Source organism: Caulobacter rhizosphaerae (genome assembly GCF_010977555.1).
GTDB classification, from domain to species: Bacteria; Pseudomonadota; Alphaproteobacteria; order Caulobacterales; family Caulobacteraceae; genus Caulobacter; species Caulobacter rhizosphaerae.
In genome coordinates, this window is record NZ_CP048815.1 from 4,425,592 (window position 1) to 4,440,370 (window position 14,779).

Consider the following 14,779-nt stretch of genomic DNA (forward strand, 5'->3'; position numbering starts at 1 on the left):
CCCGTGCTCCCGTCCTAGCCGGCCTTCTTGCCGCCGGCCTTGCCGGCCTCGGGACCCGCGCCGGCCAGCGGCGCGGCCGCGGCCTGGACCGCGGAATCGGCGGCGGGCTTGTCGGCGGCGGCCAGGGCGGCGCGCTGCTTGGCGATCGCGTCGGCCGACAGGCGGTTGGCCAGGCGCTCGGTCAGGATCTTGGCGTCGGCCGGCGACATGTTGGCCAGGATCATCGAGAGCGTCCGCTCCTTCATCTTGGCGGCGATCGGCAGGCGCACGCTGTCGTCCAGCACGCTCATGCGGGCGGCGGCGTCCTTGGGCTTCATGGCCGAATAGACCGTGACCATGCGCATGGCCTCGGCTTCCTTCTGGGCGTCGGCCTGGCCCAGAAGGCCCTGGATCTCGCCCTTCATGCCGTTCAGCGCCTTCATCTTGGCGTCGAGCTTGGCCTCGGCGGCGGCCAGCAGCTGCAGCTGGACGTCAATGTCCTGCTCCCGCTGGTCCAGTTGGCCGCGACGCTGGCCCAGGCTCTGCAGCACGCGCAGTTCGGCCGGCGACAGGCCCGCTTCCTTGGCCAGGTCATTGGCCGACGGCGCGCAGATCGCCGGCGGGGCCTTGGCCGCGGCGTCCTTGCCGGCGTCAGCGGCCGAAGCGGCCTTGTCGGCGTCGGGCTTGGCCACGCCCTCGGCGAAGGCCTTGGCGCCGCTCAGCAGGTCCGGAACGGACTTGGCGCCGGCCAGGGCGTTGACGGCGAGCACGCCGACCACGGCGACCCCGACGATCGGCAGGATGCGCGGAACGTTTTTCATCGACGGCCCCTAAAGGTCGAACCGGGGCGCGGCGGATCTTCCGGGCCCTCGAACAGGTCATCATCTATCCGCGCCCGTGAACGCGGGGTTTCCTTTGGCGCCGAAGGCCGCGCGGTGGAAGGCGGCGGGGCGTCGCGGGGGATGCGGGCCTCGCGGTCCAGCAGCTTCTCGAAATCCTCGGCCCGCAGGCGGCGCGGGGTTTCCGGCGGAATCTCCGGCTCGGGTGCGCGGATCGGACGCGGGGCGGCCCGGGGTTCGACCGCGCGCGGCTCGGCGACGGAGCGAACGCCTGGCTCCCTTGAAGAAGGCATCGGCGGCGGCGTAACGATCGGCCGGTTCAGGCGCTCGTCCAGCTGGCTGGCCAACGCCTTGGCCTGGGAAATGCGGTCGGCCAGGGTGTCGGCGGCTTCGTCGGTCGCCGCGCGCAGGTCAGCCAGGCCCTGCTCGGCCCGCATGGCGGCGCGGTCAAGATCGGCCACGGCCTTGGCGAAGCCCTCGTGGCTGTCGCGCAGGGCCTTCAGCCGACGCTCAAGGCGCACGCCGAAGGCCAGGGCGATCAGCAGCAGGACCGCCAGCAGACCGTTGAGGGCGATGGCCGTCACGCTCATTTCAGCTTCTGAACCGCCTTCTTGGCCGCCGGGCTCAGGGGCGCGTCGGCCCGCACGGCGATCGAGTGATTGCGGCGGCCCATGCGCCCGCGGGTCAGCGGGATCGAGCCGGCGCGCAGCTCTACCGGACTGTCCGGCGTGGCGTTCAGCATCAGGGTGTCGCCCACCTGCAGGTTCAGCACCTTGCTGAGCGGCAGCTGCTGCTCGTCGAGCACGGCGCGCACCTCCATCTGGGTGGTCCAGAGCTCGGTGGCCAAGTGGCCTTCCCAGATGTTGTCGCGGCCGAACTTCTCGCCCATGAACTGCTGCAGCAGCATCTTGCGGATGGGTTCGAGGGTGGCGTAGGGCAGCAGAAGCTCGATGCGGCCGCCGCGGTCTTCCATGTCGATGCGCAGCTTGACCAGGATGGCGGCGTTGGCCGGCCGGGCGATGGCGGCGAAGCGCGGATTGGTCTCCAGGCGGTCCAGGCTGAACGACACCGGGTGCAGGGGTTCGAACGCGGCCTTGGCGTCATGCAGCACCACCTCGACCATCCGCTGCACCAGCACCCGCTCGATGGTGGTGTAGGGACGGCCCTCGATGCGCATGGCCGCGGTGCCGCGGCGGCCGCCCAGCAGCACGTCGACGATCGAGTAGATCAGGTTGGAGTCGACCGTCAGCAGGCCGTAGTTGTCCAGCTCCTCGGCCCGGAACACCGCCAGGATGGCCGGCAGCGGGATCGAGTTCAGATAGTCGCCGAAGCGGATCGAGCTGATGTTGTCGAGGCTGACCTCGACGTTGTCGGAGGTGAAGTTGCGCAGGGACGTCGTCATCAACCGCACCAGGCGGTCGAAGACGATTTCCAGCATCGGCAGGCGCTCGTAAGAGACCAGGGCCGAATTGATGATCGCGCGGATGCCGGTGCGGTCGTCATTGCCGTCGCCGGACATGTCGAAGCCTAGCAGGCTGTCGATCTCGTCCTGGTTCAGGATGCGCTCGGCGCCCATGCCGTCGCCGCCGCCGTCGTCCCAGCCGCCCATGCCGCCGCTGAAGTCGCCAAACTCGTTGGCGCCGGCCTCGCCGCCTGGAGGGTTTTCCGAGGCCCATTGGGCCATTGCGGCCTGATCGTCGATGTCTTCCGCCATGTCGGTTCGCCTCAGCCAGCCCGAGGGCTAGTTGATCAGCATCTCCTCGATCAGCACCGCGTTCACCTTGGAGGGCGCGGCGACCAGATTAACGCGACGCAGCAGCTCGGCGCGCAGCTGATAGCTGCCCTGGCTGCCGTTGAGGTCTTCCGGACGCAGCTCGCGCAGGAAGGTCTGGAACATGTCCTGCAGACGCGGAAGGTTCGGCGTCAGGGCCTCGGCCGTTTCCTCGTCGGGCAGTTCGAAGGTCAGCTTCAGCTTCAGGAAGGTCGACTTGCCGTCGGCGGCCTGCATGTTCACGACGATGTCCGGCAGGGTGTAGAACACCACGCCGTCGGGGCCTTCCTTGATTACCGGCGCGCCTGCCACGGGCGCGGCGCCCTCGCCGCCCCCGCCGTGGCCGCCCTTTTCTTCCTTCTTCTTCTCTTTCTTCTTCGGCTTTTCGTGGCCCGCCTCGCCGTGGGCGTCGGGCTTGGGCTTCAGCAGCAGGAACCCGGTCACGCCGCCGCCGATCAGCACCACGGCCGCCGCGGCCGCGATGATGATCATCATCGGCGGCTTCTTCTTAGCCGGAGCTTCGCCCTCGGCGGCGCCCTCTTCGCCTTCCGGGGCGGGAGCGTCCTTGGGGGGTTTGTTGGCCACGCGCGCGGTTCCTTGGAATCTACGGATCTACTCATGCGTGGAGCATGGTTAACGATGTCTTTTGAAGGCCATTTCGCCGCAGGCTGAATCTGCCCGGCAGACTCCTCCACCGGGGGCCCGTTAACCCTCCTTTTCGTTGAAATTACTGCACTTTTCGACTTGGCACGAGGGTTGCTTGCTGACTTGCGGCGCATTTGTCGCGCCAGCCGTCTCGGTAACCGGTCATGGACAACGCACTTTATGTGGGACTTTCGCGGCAGATGACCCTGCGCCGCGAGCTCGACATCGTGGCCAACAACATCGCCAACGCCAACACGACCGGCTTCAAGGTCGAGGAGCTGATGGTCCGCACCGAGCCGGCGAAACCGGCCCGCACCGCCGGCGGCGCGAACCCGGTGAAGTTCGTGCTGGACGACGGCGTGGCGCGCGACTTCGGCCAGGGCGCCCTGACCCAGACCGGCGGCGACTTCGACCTGGCCCTGGAAGGCCAGGGCTTCTTCAAGGTCTCCACGGCCGGCGGCGAGCGCTACACCCGCGACGGCCGCTTCACGATGAACCCCGACGGCAAGCTGGTCACCCAGAACGGCCAGCCCGTGCTGGACGACGGCGGCGGCGAGATCCTGCTGGACCCGCTGAAGGGCCCGGTCACCATCGCCCGCGACGGCACGGTCAGCCAGGGCGCCGAGCGCTCCGGCAAGATCGCCGTGGTGCGTCCGACCGACCTCGCCAGCTTCCGCAAGGACGGCGACAACCTCTATCGCAACACCACCAACGACACCCCCCAGGCCGCCCCGGACGCCATGATCCACCAGGGCATGCTGGAAGCCTCCAACGTCCAGTCGATCACCCAGATCACCAAGCTGATCGAGGTCAGCCGCGCCTACGAGAGCGTGGCCAAGATGATGGACCAAACCTCGGAACTGTCCCGGAGCGCCGTCGAGCGCCTGGGCAAGCCGCAGTAAGGATAGATAACCATGCAAGCGCTTCGCACCGCCGCGACCGGCATGTCGGCCCAACAGCTGAACGTCGAGGTCATCTCCAACAACATCGCCAACATGAACACCGTCGGCTTCAAGCGCCAGCGGGCCGAGTTCCAGGACCTGATCTACCAGACCATCGAGCGGGCCGGCTCGCAGTCGTCCAGCGACGGCAACGTGGTGCCGACGGGCGTGCAGATCGGCGGCGGCGTGAAGGCCGGGTCGGTCTATCGTATCCACGAGCAGGGCACCCCGACCATGACGAACAACGAGTTCGACGTGGCCATCCAGGGCAAGGGCTTCCTGCAAATCCTGCTGCCCTCGGGCGAGACCGCCTACACCCGGGCCGGCAACTTCTCGACCAACGACCAGGGCCAGATCGTCACCGAGGACGGCTACACCGTCCAGCCGGGCATCACGATCCCGCAGAACGCCGTCTCGACCACGATCAGCAAGACCGGCCTGGTGCAGGTCAAGCTCGACGGCGACCCGACCCCGCAGACGGTCGGCCAGATCGAACTGGCCAACTTCATGAACGAAGGCGGCCTGGAAGCCATCGGCGACAACATGTTCATGGAAACCGCGGCCTCGGGCGCGGCCAACATCGCCGCCCCCGGCCAGCCGGGCTTCGGCACGCTGCTGCAGAACTACACCGAGGCCAGCAACGTCGACTCGGTCAGCGAGATCACCGCCCTGATCGTCGCCCAGCGCGCCTACGAGATGAACTCCAAGGTCATCACCACGGCCGATCAGATGCTTCAAGCCACGTCGAACCTGAGGTCATAAGCCGATGAAAGCGTTCGTTCCCGCCCTCGCCGTCCTGCTGATCGCCACCCCGGCCCTGGCCGGCCAGGCCGTCTCGCTGCGGTCCGACACCACCGACGCCGACGGCCGCATCACCCTGGGCGAGCTGTTCGACGGGGCCGGCGCGGCCTCGGACGTGGTAGTGGCCAACCGCGTGGGTCCCTCGGCTGTGCTCGAGGCCGGCGCGGTGCAGATCGCCGCCCGCCGGGCGGGGCTGGACTGGGCCAACAGCAACGGCGTGCGCAGGATCATCGTCCGCCAGGGTTCGGACAGCGGCGTGGCCGGCGCCTCGCGCGGCAATGTGGAAGTTCTTGCCTACGCCCGCAGCCTGGCGACTGGCGAACTGGTCCAGCCGGAAGACCTGGTCTGGATCAAAGCCGCGGCCGGCCCCTCGGACGCGCCGCGCGACGCCGACGACCTGATCGGCATGACCGTCAAACGCCCGCTGCGCCAGGGCGCGGCCGCCAGCCTGCGCGACGTCTCGACCCCGCAGGTGATCAAGGCGGGCGATATTGTCGCAGTCACCTATGAAGACGACGGCGTGGCGCTGACCTTGCAAGGCAAGGCGATGTCGGCGGGAGCCATCGGCGAGAGCCTGATGGTCCAGAACACCGCCAGCAAGAAGATCATCGAGACCGTGGTCACCGGACCCGGCTCGACCGCCGTCGGCCCGCAGGCGATGCGCCTGAAGGCCAACCGTAACAACACGCTGCGCTACGCCGCTCGCTGAGAAGGTCACCCCTGATGCGCCCCGCCCTCGCCGCCCTCCTGCTGCTCGCCCCGCTCGCCGCCTGCTCGACCGTCAAGGAAGCGGTGAAGGGTCCGGAGCTGGCGCCCGTCGGCTATCCGGCCCAACTGGCGCCGATGACCCAGCAATATGTCGCCTCTCCCCAGCCGGCCTCGGCCAACTCGCTGTGGCGCACGGGCGCGCGCACCTTCTTCAACGACCAGCGCGCCAGCAAGGTCGGCGACATCCTGACCGTCAACATCGACATCGACGACAGCGCCACCACCAAGAACCAGACCGCCACCTCGCGCGCCTCCAACAGCTCGCTGGGCGTGCCGAACTTCCTGGGCCTGGAGTCCAGCCTGGGGAAGGTTCTGCCGGGCGGCTTCGACCCGTCCAACATGATCAACACCAAGTCGGGCACGTCCAACGCCGGCGCCGGTTCGGTGAATCGTTCGGAAAAGATCAGCCTGACCATCGCCGCCGTCGTCTCGGGCGTGATGCCCAACGGCAACCTGGTGATCCAGGGCACCCAGGAAGTGCGCACCAACGCCGAAGTGCGGCAACTGACCGTCGCCGGCATCGTGCGGCCGGAAGACATCTCGTCGGCCAACACCATCAAGCACACCCAGATCGCCGAAGCCCGCATCAGCTACGGCGGCCGCGGCGACATCAGCCGCGTCCAGAAGACCCCGGCCGGCCAGTCGCTGGTCGAGAAGTTCTCGCCGTTCTAAGGGTTCGGTCGGAGACGACAGAGGCGGCCTCCTTGATCGGGCGGGCGCGCGGGGCCAGATTACCTGGCGTCACAGCGTTCGCCCGGACTCGCCGGGCGCTGATCCCGGAGCCGACCCCATGACCAAGCGCGCCCGCGCCTTCACCGCCCTGGTCGGCGCCGCCCTCCTGGTCGTCGCCCTGCCTGTCGTCGCCAGCGCCCAGCCCTTCAGCGGGCCGATGGGCGTGACCGGACGCTGGGCGATCGACCTGCCGCGCTCGAAATTCAACGCCACCCTGACCGGCCCGCCGCCGCTGAGCGGCGAACTGGACGTCACCATCGACGACGGCAAGGCTCTGGCCTGGACCCTCGTCGAGGTCGACGAGGCCGGCGTCGCCGCCCTGCAGTTCGCCCACGCCGTGCTCGACGGGCCGCCGACCCAGGCCGTGGTCAATCTGAACCTGGTAAAGATCAGCGTCCAGCGCGTCGGCCAGAGCGCGGTGACCGTCACCACCCACGGCGAGCAGGGCTCGCGCCATCAGTCGATGAAGGTCACCCGCACCGACCCCGACACCCTGCTGGTCGAACAGGACATCGACGGCCGGCCGGGTCCGCCGGACCAGACCTTGATCCTCACGCGGGTGAAGTGATCTCTTCCATCACCGCTTGCGGATGATCTCCGCGCCGCCAGACGGCGCGGAGGAAACACGTCACCAGTTGAACATGGTCCCGTCCTCCAGCCGGTTCACCGGCAGGTAGGCGCGCTTGTAGGGATATTGCTCGGCCAGGATCTCGTCGATGTCGACGCCCAGGCCCGGCCGCTCGCCCGGATGCAGCATGCCTTCCTTGAAGGTGTAGCCGTGCGGGAAGACCGCGTCGGTCTCCGGCGTGTGGCGCATGTACTCCTGCAGGCCGAAGTTGGGGATCGACATGTCGAAATGCAGGGCCGCGGCCATGGTGATCGGCGACAGGTCCGTGGCGCCGTGGCAGCCGGTCTTGACGTGGTGCAGATCGGCGAAGGCGGCGATCTTCTTCAGGTTGGTGATGCCGCCGGCGTGCAGCACCGTGGCCCGCAGGTAGTCGATCAGCTGTTCCTGGATCAAGATGTTGGCGTCCCAGACGTGGCTGAAGATCTCGCCGACCGCCAGCGGGGTGGTGGTGTGCTGGCGTATCAGGCGGAAGCCGGCCTGGTTCTCGGCGGGTACAGCGTCCTCCAGCCAGAACAGGCGGTAGGGCTCCAGATCCTTGCCCAGCCGGGCCGCTTCGATCGGCGTCAGGCGATGGTGGACGTCGTGCAGCAGGTGGACGTCCCAGCCCAGCACCTCGCGGGCCTTTTCGAACAGCTTGGGCGCATGGTTCAGATACTTGGCCGTCGACCAGACGTTCTCGGTGGGCAGGTCGGCGTCGGCCGGCTCGTAGAACATCTTGTCGCCCGACACCCCGTAGGTGCTGGCCAGTCCCGGCACGCCGGTCTGCAGGCGGATGGCCTTGTAGCCCAGGCCCTTGTACTTCACCGCCTCGGCGATGGTGTCCTCGATGGTCTCGCCATTGGCGTGGCCATAGACCGTGACGCCCTCGCGGCAGGCGCCGCCCAGCATCTGGTAGACCGGCAGGCCGGCGACCTTGCCCTTGATGTCCCACAGGGCCATGTCGACCGCGGCCAGGGCGCTCATGGCCACGGGGCCGCCGCGCCAGTACGAGCCGCGATAGAAGAATTGCCAGATGTCCTCGATCCGGTGGGCGTCGCGGCCGATCAGGCAGGGGATCATGTGGTCGCGCAGATAGCTGACCACCGCCAGTTCCCGTCCATTGAGCGTAGCGTCGCCGACACCGGTGACGCCGTCCGAGGTGGTGATCTTCAGGGTGACGAAGTTCCGCCCGGGGCAGGTGACGATGACCTTGGCGTCGATGATCTTGAGCATGGAGTGTTGGTCTGCCTTCTGAGCGTAAGTGGCCTGACCAATCCATAGGACATATCTTGCAGAGGCGCCAGTGCGTCATGGCGTCTTTCGCCTCCATGCTCTAGGCTGACGACGGCCCGCCGACGCGCGCGGGCGGGAAAGTTCCATGACCACGTCGACCGCAGAAACCCGTAAACTGTACCAGCAGGTCGCCAATGCGATCGCCGAATCGATCCGCGAGGGCGCGTTCCAGCCCGGGCATCGCCTGCCCTCCGAGCGGGACCTGGCCGAGGAATTCAGGGTCAGCCGGCCCACGGTGCGCGAGGCGATGATCGCGCTGGAAATCCGCGGCCTGGTCGAGGCCCGCCATGGCTCGGGCGTCTATGTCACCGAAGCCGCGCCCGCCGAGGTTCCCGCGCCCGAACTGGACATCGGCGCCTTCGAGCTGACCGAGGCCCGTCGCCTGATCGAGGGCGAGTCCTGCGCCCTGGCCGCCACCACCATCACCGATCAGGAGCTGATCGACCTCGAAAAGATCCTCGACGACATGGTCGAGGAGAACGAACACGACGTGCGCGGCGATCTGGCCGACCGCCGGTTCCACGTCGCCATCGCCCGGGCCACCTGCAACAGCGCCCTGGTCACCGTGATCGAGAACCTGTGGGACCTGCGCTACAAGTCGCCGCTATGCCGGGCGATGCTGGAGCGCGCGCGCCAGGTAGGCGTGCGGCCGCTGATCGACGACCACCAGGAAATCCTCAGCGCCCTGAAGGCCCGCGATCCCAAGACCGCCCGCAACGCCATGCGCGAGCACCTGGGCCGGGTGATCGACAACCTGCTGACCGCCACCGAGATCGACGCCATGCAGCAAGCCCGCAGCGAGGTCGCCGCCCGCCGCAGCGAGCTGGCGCGCCGTTCCCTGATCTGACCGGTTCGATCGGGCTTGCGGCGGCGCAATTGGCCTGACCACGACGGTCGCCAAACAGGATTTGGCTGGGCCTGTCTGGCCGGCAACCAGGAAGCGGCCGACCTCATGCCGCCTCGGACGCCGGGGGCGCGATAGAACCGAACGCCCGCCGCGCTCGTTGAGACACCGCCATGGCCGAGACCGTCAACATCGTCTGCCCGCACTGCGACGCCACCAATCGCCTGCCGGTCCAGCGCGACGCCAAGGCGGCCAAGTGCGGCCGCTGCGCCCAGCCGCTGTTCACCGGCCAGCCGGTGGACCTGACCACCGCCCGCTTCCGCAAGCACGTCGTGAGCAGCCAGATCCCGATCGTCGCCGACTTCTGGGCGGCCTGGTGCGGACCGTGCAAGGCGATCGCCCCGATCTTCGCCCGCTCGGCCGCGGAGTTGGAGCCCCGCGCCCGCTTCGTGAAGGTCGATGTCGACGCCGAGCCCGCCTTGGCCCAGGCCTACGGCGTGCGCGGCATTCCCGCCCTGTTCCTGTTCAAGGACGGCAAGGTCGCCGCCAACCAGGCGGGCCTGCCTGACGCCGGCTTCTTCCGCCGCTGGATCGACGAACACGCGCCGGTCTGAGGACGACAGCCAAGCCGGAGCTTGACGCCTGGTCCCGCGTTTACCCCACTCTATGAAGGGAGCGAGGCCGACAATGCCCAAAGCCCATCATGCCGTGCTGATCGCCGCTCCCGTCGCCTTGCTGCTGGCGGCCTGCGGCGCCGGGCCGGCCTTGCCGCCCGAGCAGGGCTACGGCCCCAATCCCGCCCTGCCCGCCGCCAGGAAGCAGACGATCCCGGTGATGAAGATCGCCCCGGCGGTCGGCTGGGCCGGCGGCCAGACGCCGGACGCCGCGCCCGGCTTCGTGGCCACCGCCCTGGTCCGCGGCCTGGACCATCCCCGCTGGCTCTATGTACTGCCCAATGGCGACGTCCTGATCGCCGAGACCAACGCCCCGCCCAAGCCCGAGGATGGCAAGGGCCTCAAGGGCTGGTTCCAGAAGATCATCATGAAGCGAGCCGGCGCGACCCCGCCCTCGGCCAACCGCATCACCCTGGTGCGCGACGCCGACGACGACGGAACGCTGGAGGTCCGCACGACCTTCCTGTCGGGCCTGCATTCGCCGTTCGGCATGGCCCTGGTGGGCGACACCTTCTATGTCGCCGACAGCGACGCCCTGCTGGCCTTCCCCTATCAGGCCGGCCAGACCCGGATCACCGCTCCGCCCCGCAAGATCGCCGACCTGCCCGCCGGACCGATCAACCATCACTGGACCAAGAACGTGATCGCCAGCCCGGATGGCGGGAAGCTGTACGTGACCGTCGGCTCCAACAGCAATGTCGGCGAGAACGGCATGGCCGCCGAGGAACGCCGCGCGGCGATCCTGGAGATCGATCCTGCCACCGGCTCCAGCCGAGTCTTCGCCTCGGGGCTTCGCAACCCCAACGGCATGGGCTGGCAACCGCAGAGCCGCGCCCTGTGGACCAGCGTCAACGAGCGCGACGAGATCGGCAATGACCTGGTCCCCGACTACATGACCTCGGTCCGGGACGGCGGCTTCTACGGCTGGCCCTACAGCTACTACGGCCAGACTGTGGATACGCGCGTGAAGCCTCAGCGCCCCGACCTTGTGGCCAAGGCGATCAAGCCGGACTACGCCCTGGGCGCCCACACCGCCTCCCTGGGCCTGACCTTCTATGACGCCGACGCCTTTCCGCCCCGCTACAAGGGCGGCGCCTTCATCGGCCAGCACGGTTCATGGAACCGCAAGCCGGTCAGCGGCTATCGGGTGGTCTTCGTGCCGTTCGCGAATGGCAAGCCATCCGGTCCCGCCGAGCCGTTCCTGACCGGCTTCCTCGACGCCAAGGGCCAGGCCTTGGGACGACCCGTCGGCGTGGCGGTCGACAAGTTCGGCGCGTTGCTGGTGGCCGACGATGTCGGCAACACCGTGTGGCGGGTCGCGGCCAACACGCCGCCCCCGGCTCCGAAACCCGCGCCCTTGCAGTCCGAAACCAACAAATAGATCCGCTCATCCCGACGAATGCTGGGATGAGCGGATTTGGAGTTAAGCCGGAACCGCCTCGTCCGCCCCAACCTCGCGCGGCGGAGCGTTGAAGACCGCCTCGTCCAGGATGCCTTCACGCTTGGCGACGATGGTCGGCACCAGGGCCTGGCCGGCGACATTGACCGCCGTGCGGCCCATGTCGAGGATCGGGTCGATGGCGAGCAGCAGGCCCACGCCTTCCAGCGGCAGGCCAAGCGTTGACAGGGTCAGGGTCAGCATCACCACCGCCCCCGTCAGGCCCGCCGTCGCGGCGGAACCCAGCACCGACACGAAGACGATCAGGCCATAGTCGGTCAGTTGCAGCGGCAGATGGTAGAACTGGGCGATGAAGATGGCGGCCACCGCCGGATAGATCGCCGCGCAGCCGTCCATCTTGGTGGTTGCACCCAGCGGCACGGCGAAGGCGGCGTAGGCGCGCGGAACGCCCAGGCGGGTCTCGGTCAGGGCCTCGGTCACCGGCAGGGTCCCGATCGACGACCGCGAGACGAAGCCCAGTTGGATGGCGGGCCAGGCGCCGGCGAAGAACCGCAGCGGGTTCAGGCCGTTCAGCGCCAGGATCGTCGGATAGACCACGAAGAGCACCAGACCCAGGCCGAGATAGATCGCGCCGACGAACGCGCCCAGCTGGCCCAGGGTGGTCCAGCCGTACTGGGCCACGGCGTTGCCCAGCAGGCCGACGGTGCCGATCGGCGTCAGGCGGATCACCCACCACAGCACCTTGCGCACGACCGCCAGGGCCGAGGCGTTGAAGGCCAGGAAGCCTTCGCCGGCCGGCCCGACCTTGATCGCCGCCACCCCGGCCACCAGGGCCAGGACCAGGATCTGCAGCACGTTGAACGAAGCCGTCGTCGTGGCCGCGCCGTCGACGATCTTGGTCGAGGCCTGCAGGCCCAGGATGTTGGACGGGATCAGGCCCGTCAGGAAGTCGAGCCACGAACCGGTGGTGCGCGGGGCGTGGGCGGTCGCCAGGTCGACCACGGCGTGGTCGCCGGGCCGCAGGACCAGGCCCAGCGCGATGCCAATGGCCACGGCGATCAGGGCGGTGATCGCAAACCACAGCAGGGTGCGCCAGACCAGCCGCGCGGCGTTCTGCAGCTCGCGCAGGTTGGCGATGCTGGCGACGATCGCGGTGAACACCAGCGGCGGCACCAGCACCCGCAGCAGCTGGACGAAGATCGCGCCCACCTGATGCAGGGTCTCGGCCAGGCCATACCCCGGCTGTCCCTCGGCCGGCCCCAGCGACCGGGCCAGCAGCCCCAGCCCCAGGCCGACCGCCATGGCGACCAGCACCTGGACGCCGAAACTGCCGATGAAGCGGCCGGCTTTCGCCTTGGACGGCGAGGACGGAGGACTCTGGGACTGGGCCATCTGCAACCTCTCAAAGACCCGACTGGGGACCTTTCAGCGTAACGTCATGAGGCCCGCCGGGATCATATCGCGCGGGCCGTCTTGCCCCAGCTTGTGGCGCCGCCAGGTGGAAACGCCCCACCAGAATTCATCGACGCCGGTTCACTGCATCTGGATCAGCCAAATCGCGCAAGGCGGCGCCCGGCGGCGGCGTGTCACATGGCCAAGGAGGCGGCGCCCGTCTTAAAAGGAGCCGGCCGCAGCTTCCAGCATCCCAGGGATTTCCATGAGCCTGTCCTTCCTCATCGGCGCCATCATCGGTTCCGGCGCCTTCATCCTGCTGGGCCGCGCGCCGGCGCAGAAGCTGGTCGAGGCTGTTCAGGCCCGCATCGGCAAGCCGCGCTAAGCACGGTCGGAAGCAACGCGCGAACTGACTGAAAGTTTTCGCGACGCTTCCCCGCCCGAACACGCAAGCGTGTCGGAACGAAAGTCTTGACGAACGCTTTTATTTAGCATCGGCGCGCAGCTCGCACGCCTTTTGATGCCAAGGAGGCGTACATGTCTATTCTTGCGTGGATCGTGCTCGGCCTCGTGGCCGGCTTCATCGCCAGTAAGCTCGTCAGCCGCAGCGGCGGCAGCCTGGTGGTGGACCTGGTGCTCGGGATCGTCGGCGCCGTGGTGGGCGGGTTCCTGTTCAACCAGTTCGGTTCCGCCGGCGTCACCGGCCTGAACCTCTACAGCCTGCTGGTCGCCGTCATCGGCGCGGTCGTCGTCCTGGCGATCTACCACGCCTTCACCGGCCGCCGAGCGCTCTGACACCCCACACGTTCGGAATAGAAAAGCGCCTTCGGCCCGGCCGGAGGCGCTTTTTCATGGCCGCTGATCAGAGCGCCACCGCCTGCTGCAGCATCTTCAGCGCCACGCGCAGGCACTCGATCCGCAGCGGTCCACGGCCGATGTCGCCGAACTGGGCCTGGCGATGGTGGGTATAGCCGCCGCGGCGCGCGCAGGCGAAGTGGACCAGGCCGCCCGGCCGCTCGGGATCGCCGACCTCCTCGGCCCAGCCGGTGATCGACACCGCCACGTCCGCCTTCGATCGCTTGATCGCCCCGTCCGCCATGGCGATCGCCGTCGGCTGCGAGACCGAGCCGCCGTGCGGCAGGAGCGACGGCGGCACGTCGAGCAACGCGATCTTGGCGTCGTCGGTATAGACCACGAACCCCCGGTCGAACGCGTGCGAGCATCCCGGCACGTCGGTCAGCAGCGAGGCCAGCAGGCCTCCGGTGCAGCTTTCCGCCGTCGCCAGGGTCAGTTCGCGCGCGCAGGCGGCCTCCAGGACCGCCCGCGTCAGTTCGTCTATGTCCGGTGGCAGGATCGGATCAAGCGCCTCGGCCATGAGCACTCCGAAAAAGGGGGAAGGCCGACAGCCCTCCCCCGGGACATCAGTTCGGCTGTTTTCCGCCGAGTTCGGCCATCAGCTCTTCCTTGCGGGCCTTCAGGCGTTCGCCCATGGCCTCGAGATCCTCGTCGCCCTTCTTGGCCTGGGCGAAGATGCCGCCGGGCTGCTCTTCTTCCTTGACGTGGTGCTTGATGTACTCGCCCAGCACCTTGACCTTGGCGTCGTAGAATTCGTCGCTGGGCTGCATCGCCTCGATCTCGGCGATCAGCTTCTTGGCGCCGTCATGCTCGACATAGGCCTCGTCCAGCATGTCGTCCTCGATCTCGCCGCGCTCCTCCGGATAGAAGATCTCCTCCTCGATCCGGGTGTGGACCTTGAGGGCCAGCGCGATCTTGTTGAAGAGCGCCAGCTTCTCGGGCTCCTCCTCCAGCTGTTCATATTCGTCGAACCAGCCTTCGACCTCGCGGTGGTCCTTCTTCAGAAGGGTGATCGCCAACGGATCGCGGCGACCGGTGCGGCGCGTGCGGCGAGGCTTGGCGGACTTGGCCTTGGTCGATGAGCTCTTGGCGGAGGTCGCCATGGTGTCTCTCCCTGAATGCTTGGTCGCCGAAGTCGGCGGATCACAAACACTTGGCGTCGGGAGGACGTTCCCGTTTCAGAGCTTTTCCGCTCAAGTAACGCGTTTAGGTCGACTGCCCGACATCTAATAGTCGCAA

Annotated in this window: 17 protein-coding genes; 9 read left to right on the top strand and 8 right to left on the bottom strand. The window is 68.0% G+C overall.

What is annotated here, in order from left to right:
• Nucleotides 1–14: 14 nt before the first annotated feature.
• From G3M57_RS20145 to fliL, 4 genes are read right to left on the bottom strand one after another with little or no spacing between them, the layout of a single operon-like run.
• Entirely contained in the window at nucleotides 15–800 is a 786-nt protein-coding gene (locus G3M57_RS20145) for a MotE family protein (RefSeq protein ID WP_056761465.1), read from the bottom strand.
• Nucleotides 797–1,408 carry a DUF6468 domain-containing protein gene (locus tag G3M57_RS20150; RefSeq protein ID WP_056761462.1) on the bottom strand — a complete coding sequence of 204 codons (612 nt, stop codon included), beginning with the start codon at nucleotides 1,406–1,408 and terminating at the stop codon, nucleotides 797–799. Before G3M57_RS20150 ends, G3M57_RS20145 begins: the two co-directional genes overlap by 4 nt.
• Nucleotides 1,405–2,532 (bottom strand): flagellar motor switch protein FliM, encoded by a 1,128-nt coding sequence (fliM, locus tag G3M57_RS20155; RefSeq protein WP_056761461.1) that lies wholly within the window; start codon nucleotides 2,530–2,532, stop codon nucleotides 1,405–1,407. Before fliM ends, G3M57_RS20150 begins: the two co-directional genes overlap by 4 nt.
• Before the next feature lie 27 nt (nucleotides 2,533–2,559).
• Nucleotides 2,560–3,174 (bottom strand): flagellar basal body-associated protein FliL, encoded by a 615-nt coding sequence (gene fliL, locus G3M57_RS20160; protein ID WP_056761458.1) that lies wholly within the window; start codon nucleotides 3,172–3,174, stop codon nucleotides 2,560–2,562.
• Between the two features lie 224 nt (nucleotides 3,175–3,398).
• Here fliL and flgF point away from each other — a divergent pair, with 224 nt between their 5' ends.
• The 5 genes from flgF (at nucleotide 3,399) to G3M57_RS20185 (ending at nucleotide 7,044) form a co-directional block, all read left to right on the top strand.
• Nucleotides 3,399–4,136, top strand: a complete 738-nt coding sequence (gene flgF, locus G3M57_RS20165) for a flagellar basal-body rod protein FlgF (RefSeq protein ID WP_163232619.1) — start codon at nucleotides 3,399–3,401, stop codon at nucleotides 4,134–4,136.
• Nucleotides 4,137–4,148: 12 nt separating this feature from the next.
• Nucleotides 4,149–4,937, top strand: coding sequence for a flagellar basal-body rod protein FlgG (gene flgG / locus G3M57_RS20170; RefSeq protein ID WP_056761452.1), 789 nt, complete (start codon nucleotides 4,149–4,151; stop codon nucleotides 4,935–4,937).
• A gap of 4 nt (nucleotides 4,938–4,941) precedes the next feature.
• On the top strand, nucleotides 4,942–5,685 hold the full coding sequence (gene flgA, locus G3M57_RS20175) for a flagellar basal body P-ring formation chaperone FlgA (RefSeq protein ID WP_163232621.1): 744 nt from the start codon (nucleotides 4,942–4,944) through the stop codon (nucleotides 5,683–5,685).
• A gap of 11 nt (nucleotides 5,686–5,696) precedes the next feature.
• The gene (gene flgH / locus G3M57_RS20180; RefSeq protein ID WP_056761446.1) at nucleotides 5,697–6,416 is read left to right on the top strand and encodes a flagellar basal body L-ring protein FlgH; all 720 of its coding nucleotides are present in this window, start codon (nucleotides 5,697–5,699) and stop codon (nucleotides 6,414–6,416) included.
• 118 nt (nucleotides 6,417–6,534) lie between these two features.
• Nucleotides 6,535–7,044 carry a hypothetical protein gene (locus G3M57_RS20185; protein WP_056761444.1) on the top strand — a complete coding sequence of 170 codons (510 nt, stop codon included), beginning with the start codon at nucleotides 6,535–6,537 and terminating at the stop codon, nucleotides 7,042–7,044.
• A 60-nt stretch (nucleotides 7,045–7,104) separates the two neighbouring features.
• On the opposite strand, the gene manD is transcribed toward G3M57_RS20185, so the two are convergent.
• Entirely contained in the window at nucleotides 7,105–8,316 is a 1,212-nt protein-coding gene (gene manD / locus G3M57_RS20190) for a D-mannonate dehydratase ManD (protein WP_163232623.1), read from the bottom strand.
• A gap of 145 nt (nucleotides 8,317–8,461) precedes the next feature.
• Here manD and G3M57_RS20195 point away from each other — a divergent pair, with 145 nt between their 5' ends.
• The 3 genes from G3M57_RS20195 to G3M57_RS20205 all read left to right on the top strand — a co-directional run bounded on the left by G3M57_RS20195 (nucleotide 8,462) and on the right by G3M57_RS20205 (nucleotide 11,275).
• Complete coding sequence (locus G3M57_RS20195) at nucleotides 8,462–9,223, top strand: FadR/GntR family transcriptional regulator (protein ID WP_056761441.1); 762 nt, start codon at nucleotides 8,462–8,464, stop codon at nucleotides 9,221–9,223.
• A 170-nt stretch (nucleotides 9,224–9,393) separates the two neighbouring features.
• A complete protein-coding gene (gene trxC, locus G3M57_RS20200; RefSeq protein ID WP_163232625.1) occupies nucleotides 9,394–9,834 on the top strand; it encodes a thioredoxin TrxC in 441 nt (146 codons plus the stop codon).
• Nucleotides 9,835–9,907: 73 nt separating this feature from the next.
• On the top strand, nucleotides 9,908–11,275 hold the full coding sequence (locus tag G3M57_RS20205) for a PQQ-dependent sugar dehydrogenase (protein WP_163232627.1): 1,368 nt from the start codon (nucleotides 9,908–9,910) through the stop codon (nucleotides 11,273–11,275).
• Between the two features lie 42 nt (nucleotides 11,276–11,317).
• Here the strand turns inward: G3M57_RS20205 and G3M57_RS20210 are convergent, their stop codons facing one another.
• Nucleotides 11,318–12,685, bottom strand: coding sequence for a dicarboxylate/amino acid:cation symporter (locus G3M57_RS20210; protein ID WP_163232629.1), 1,368 nt, complete (start codon nucleotides 12,683–12,685; stop codon nucleotides 11,318–11,320).
• Nucleotides 12,686–13,222: 537 nt separating this feature from the next.
• On the opposite strand from G3M57_RS20210, the gene G3M57_RS20215 reads away from it, so the two are divergent.
• Nucleotides 13,223–13,480, top strand: a complete 258-nt coding sequence (locus G3M57_RS20215; RefSeq protein WP_035081411.1) for a GlsB/YeaQ/YmgE family stress response membrane protein — start codon at nucleotides 13,223–13,225, stop codon at nucleotides 13,478–13,480.
• Nucleotides 13,481–13,547: 67 nt separating this feature from the next.
• Here G3M57_RS20215 and G3M57_RS20220 read toward each other — a convergent pair whose 3' ends face one another.
• Nucleotides 13,548–14,060, bottom strand: a complete 513-nt coding sequence (locus G3M57_RS20220; protein ID WP_056761428.1) for a CinA family protein — start codon at nucleotides 14,058–14,060, stop codon at nucleotides 13,548–13,550.
• Between the two features lie 46 nt (nucleotides 14,061–14,106).
• Nucleotides 14,107–14,643 (bottom strand): hemerythrin domain-containing protein, encoded by a 537-nt coding sequence (locus G3M57_RS20225; protein WP_056761424.1) that lies wholly within the window; start codon nucleotides 14,641–14,643, stop codon nucleotides 14,107–14,109.
• Nucleotides 14,644–14,779 lie beyond the last annotated feature (136 nt).

Coding starts and splice junctions, on each gene's coding strand:
- flgF (WP_163232619.1), top strand. CDS start 3,399: ATGGACAACGCACTTTATGTGGGACTTTCGCGGCAGATGACCCTGCGC.
- G3M57_RS20145 (WP_056761465.1), bottom strand. CDS start 800: ATGAAAAACGTTCCGCGCATCCTGCCGATCGTCGGGGTCGCCGTGGTC.
- flgA (WP_163232621.1), top strand. CDS start 4,942: ATGAAAGCGTTCGTTCCCGCCCTCGCCGTCCTGCTGATCGCCACCCCG.
- trxC (WP_163232625.1), top strand. CDS start 9,394: ATGGCCGAGACCGTCAACATCGTCTGCCCGCACTGCGACGCCACCAAT.
- flgG (WP_056761452.1), top strand. CDS start 4,149: ATGCAAGCGCTTCGCACCGCCGCGACCGGCATGTCGGCCCAACAGCTG.
- G3M57_RS20215 (WP_035081411.1), top strand. CDS start 13,223: ATGTCTATTCTTGCGTGGATCGTGCTCGGCCTCGTGGCCGGCTTCATC.
- G3M57_RS20185 (WP_056761444.1), top strand. CDS start 6,535: ATGACCAAGCGCGCCCGCGCCTTCACCGCCCTGGTCGGCGCCGCCCTC.
- G3M57_RS20220 (WP_056761428.1), bottom strand. CDS start 14,060: ATGGCCGAGGCGCTTGATCCGATCCTGCCACCGGACATAGACGAACTG.
- manD (WP_163232623.1), bottom strand. CDS start 8,316: ATGCTCAAGATCATCGACGCCAAGGTCATCGTCACCTGCCCCGGGCGG.
- G3M57_RS20225 (WP_056761424.1), bottom strand. CDS start 14,643: ATGGCGACCTCCGCCAAGAGCTCATCGACCAAGGCCAAGTCCGCCAAG.
- fliM (WP_056761461.1), bottom strand. CDS start 2,532: ATGGCGGAAGACATCGACGATCAGGCCGCAATGGCCCAATGGGCCTCG.
- G3M57_RS20150 (WP_056761462.1), bottom strand. CDS start 1,408: ATGAGCGTGACGGCCATCGCCCTCAACGGTCTGCTGGCGGTCCTGCTG.
- G3M57_RS20205 (WP_163232627.1), top strand. CDS start 9,908: ATGCCCAAAGCCCATCATGCCGTGCTGATCGCCGCTCCCGTCGCCTTG.
- G3M57_RS20195 (WP_056761441.1), top strand. CDS start 8,462: ATGACCACGTCGACCGCAGAAACCCGTAAACTGTACCAGCAGGTCGCC.
- G3M57_RS20210 (WP_163232629.1), bottom strand. CDS start 12,685: ATGGCCCAGTCCCAGAGTCCTCCGTCCTCGCCGTCCAAGGCGAAAGCC.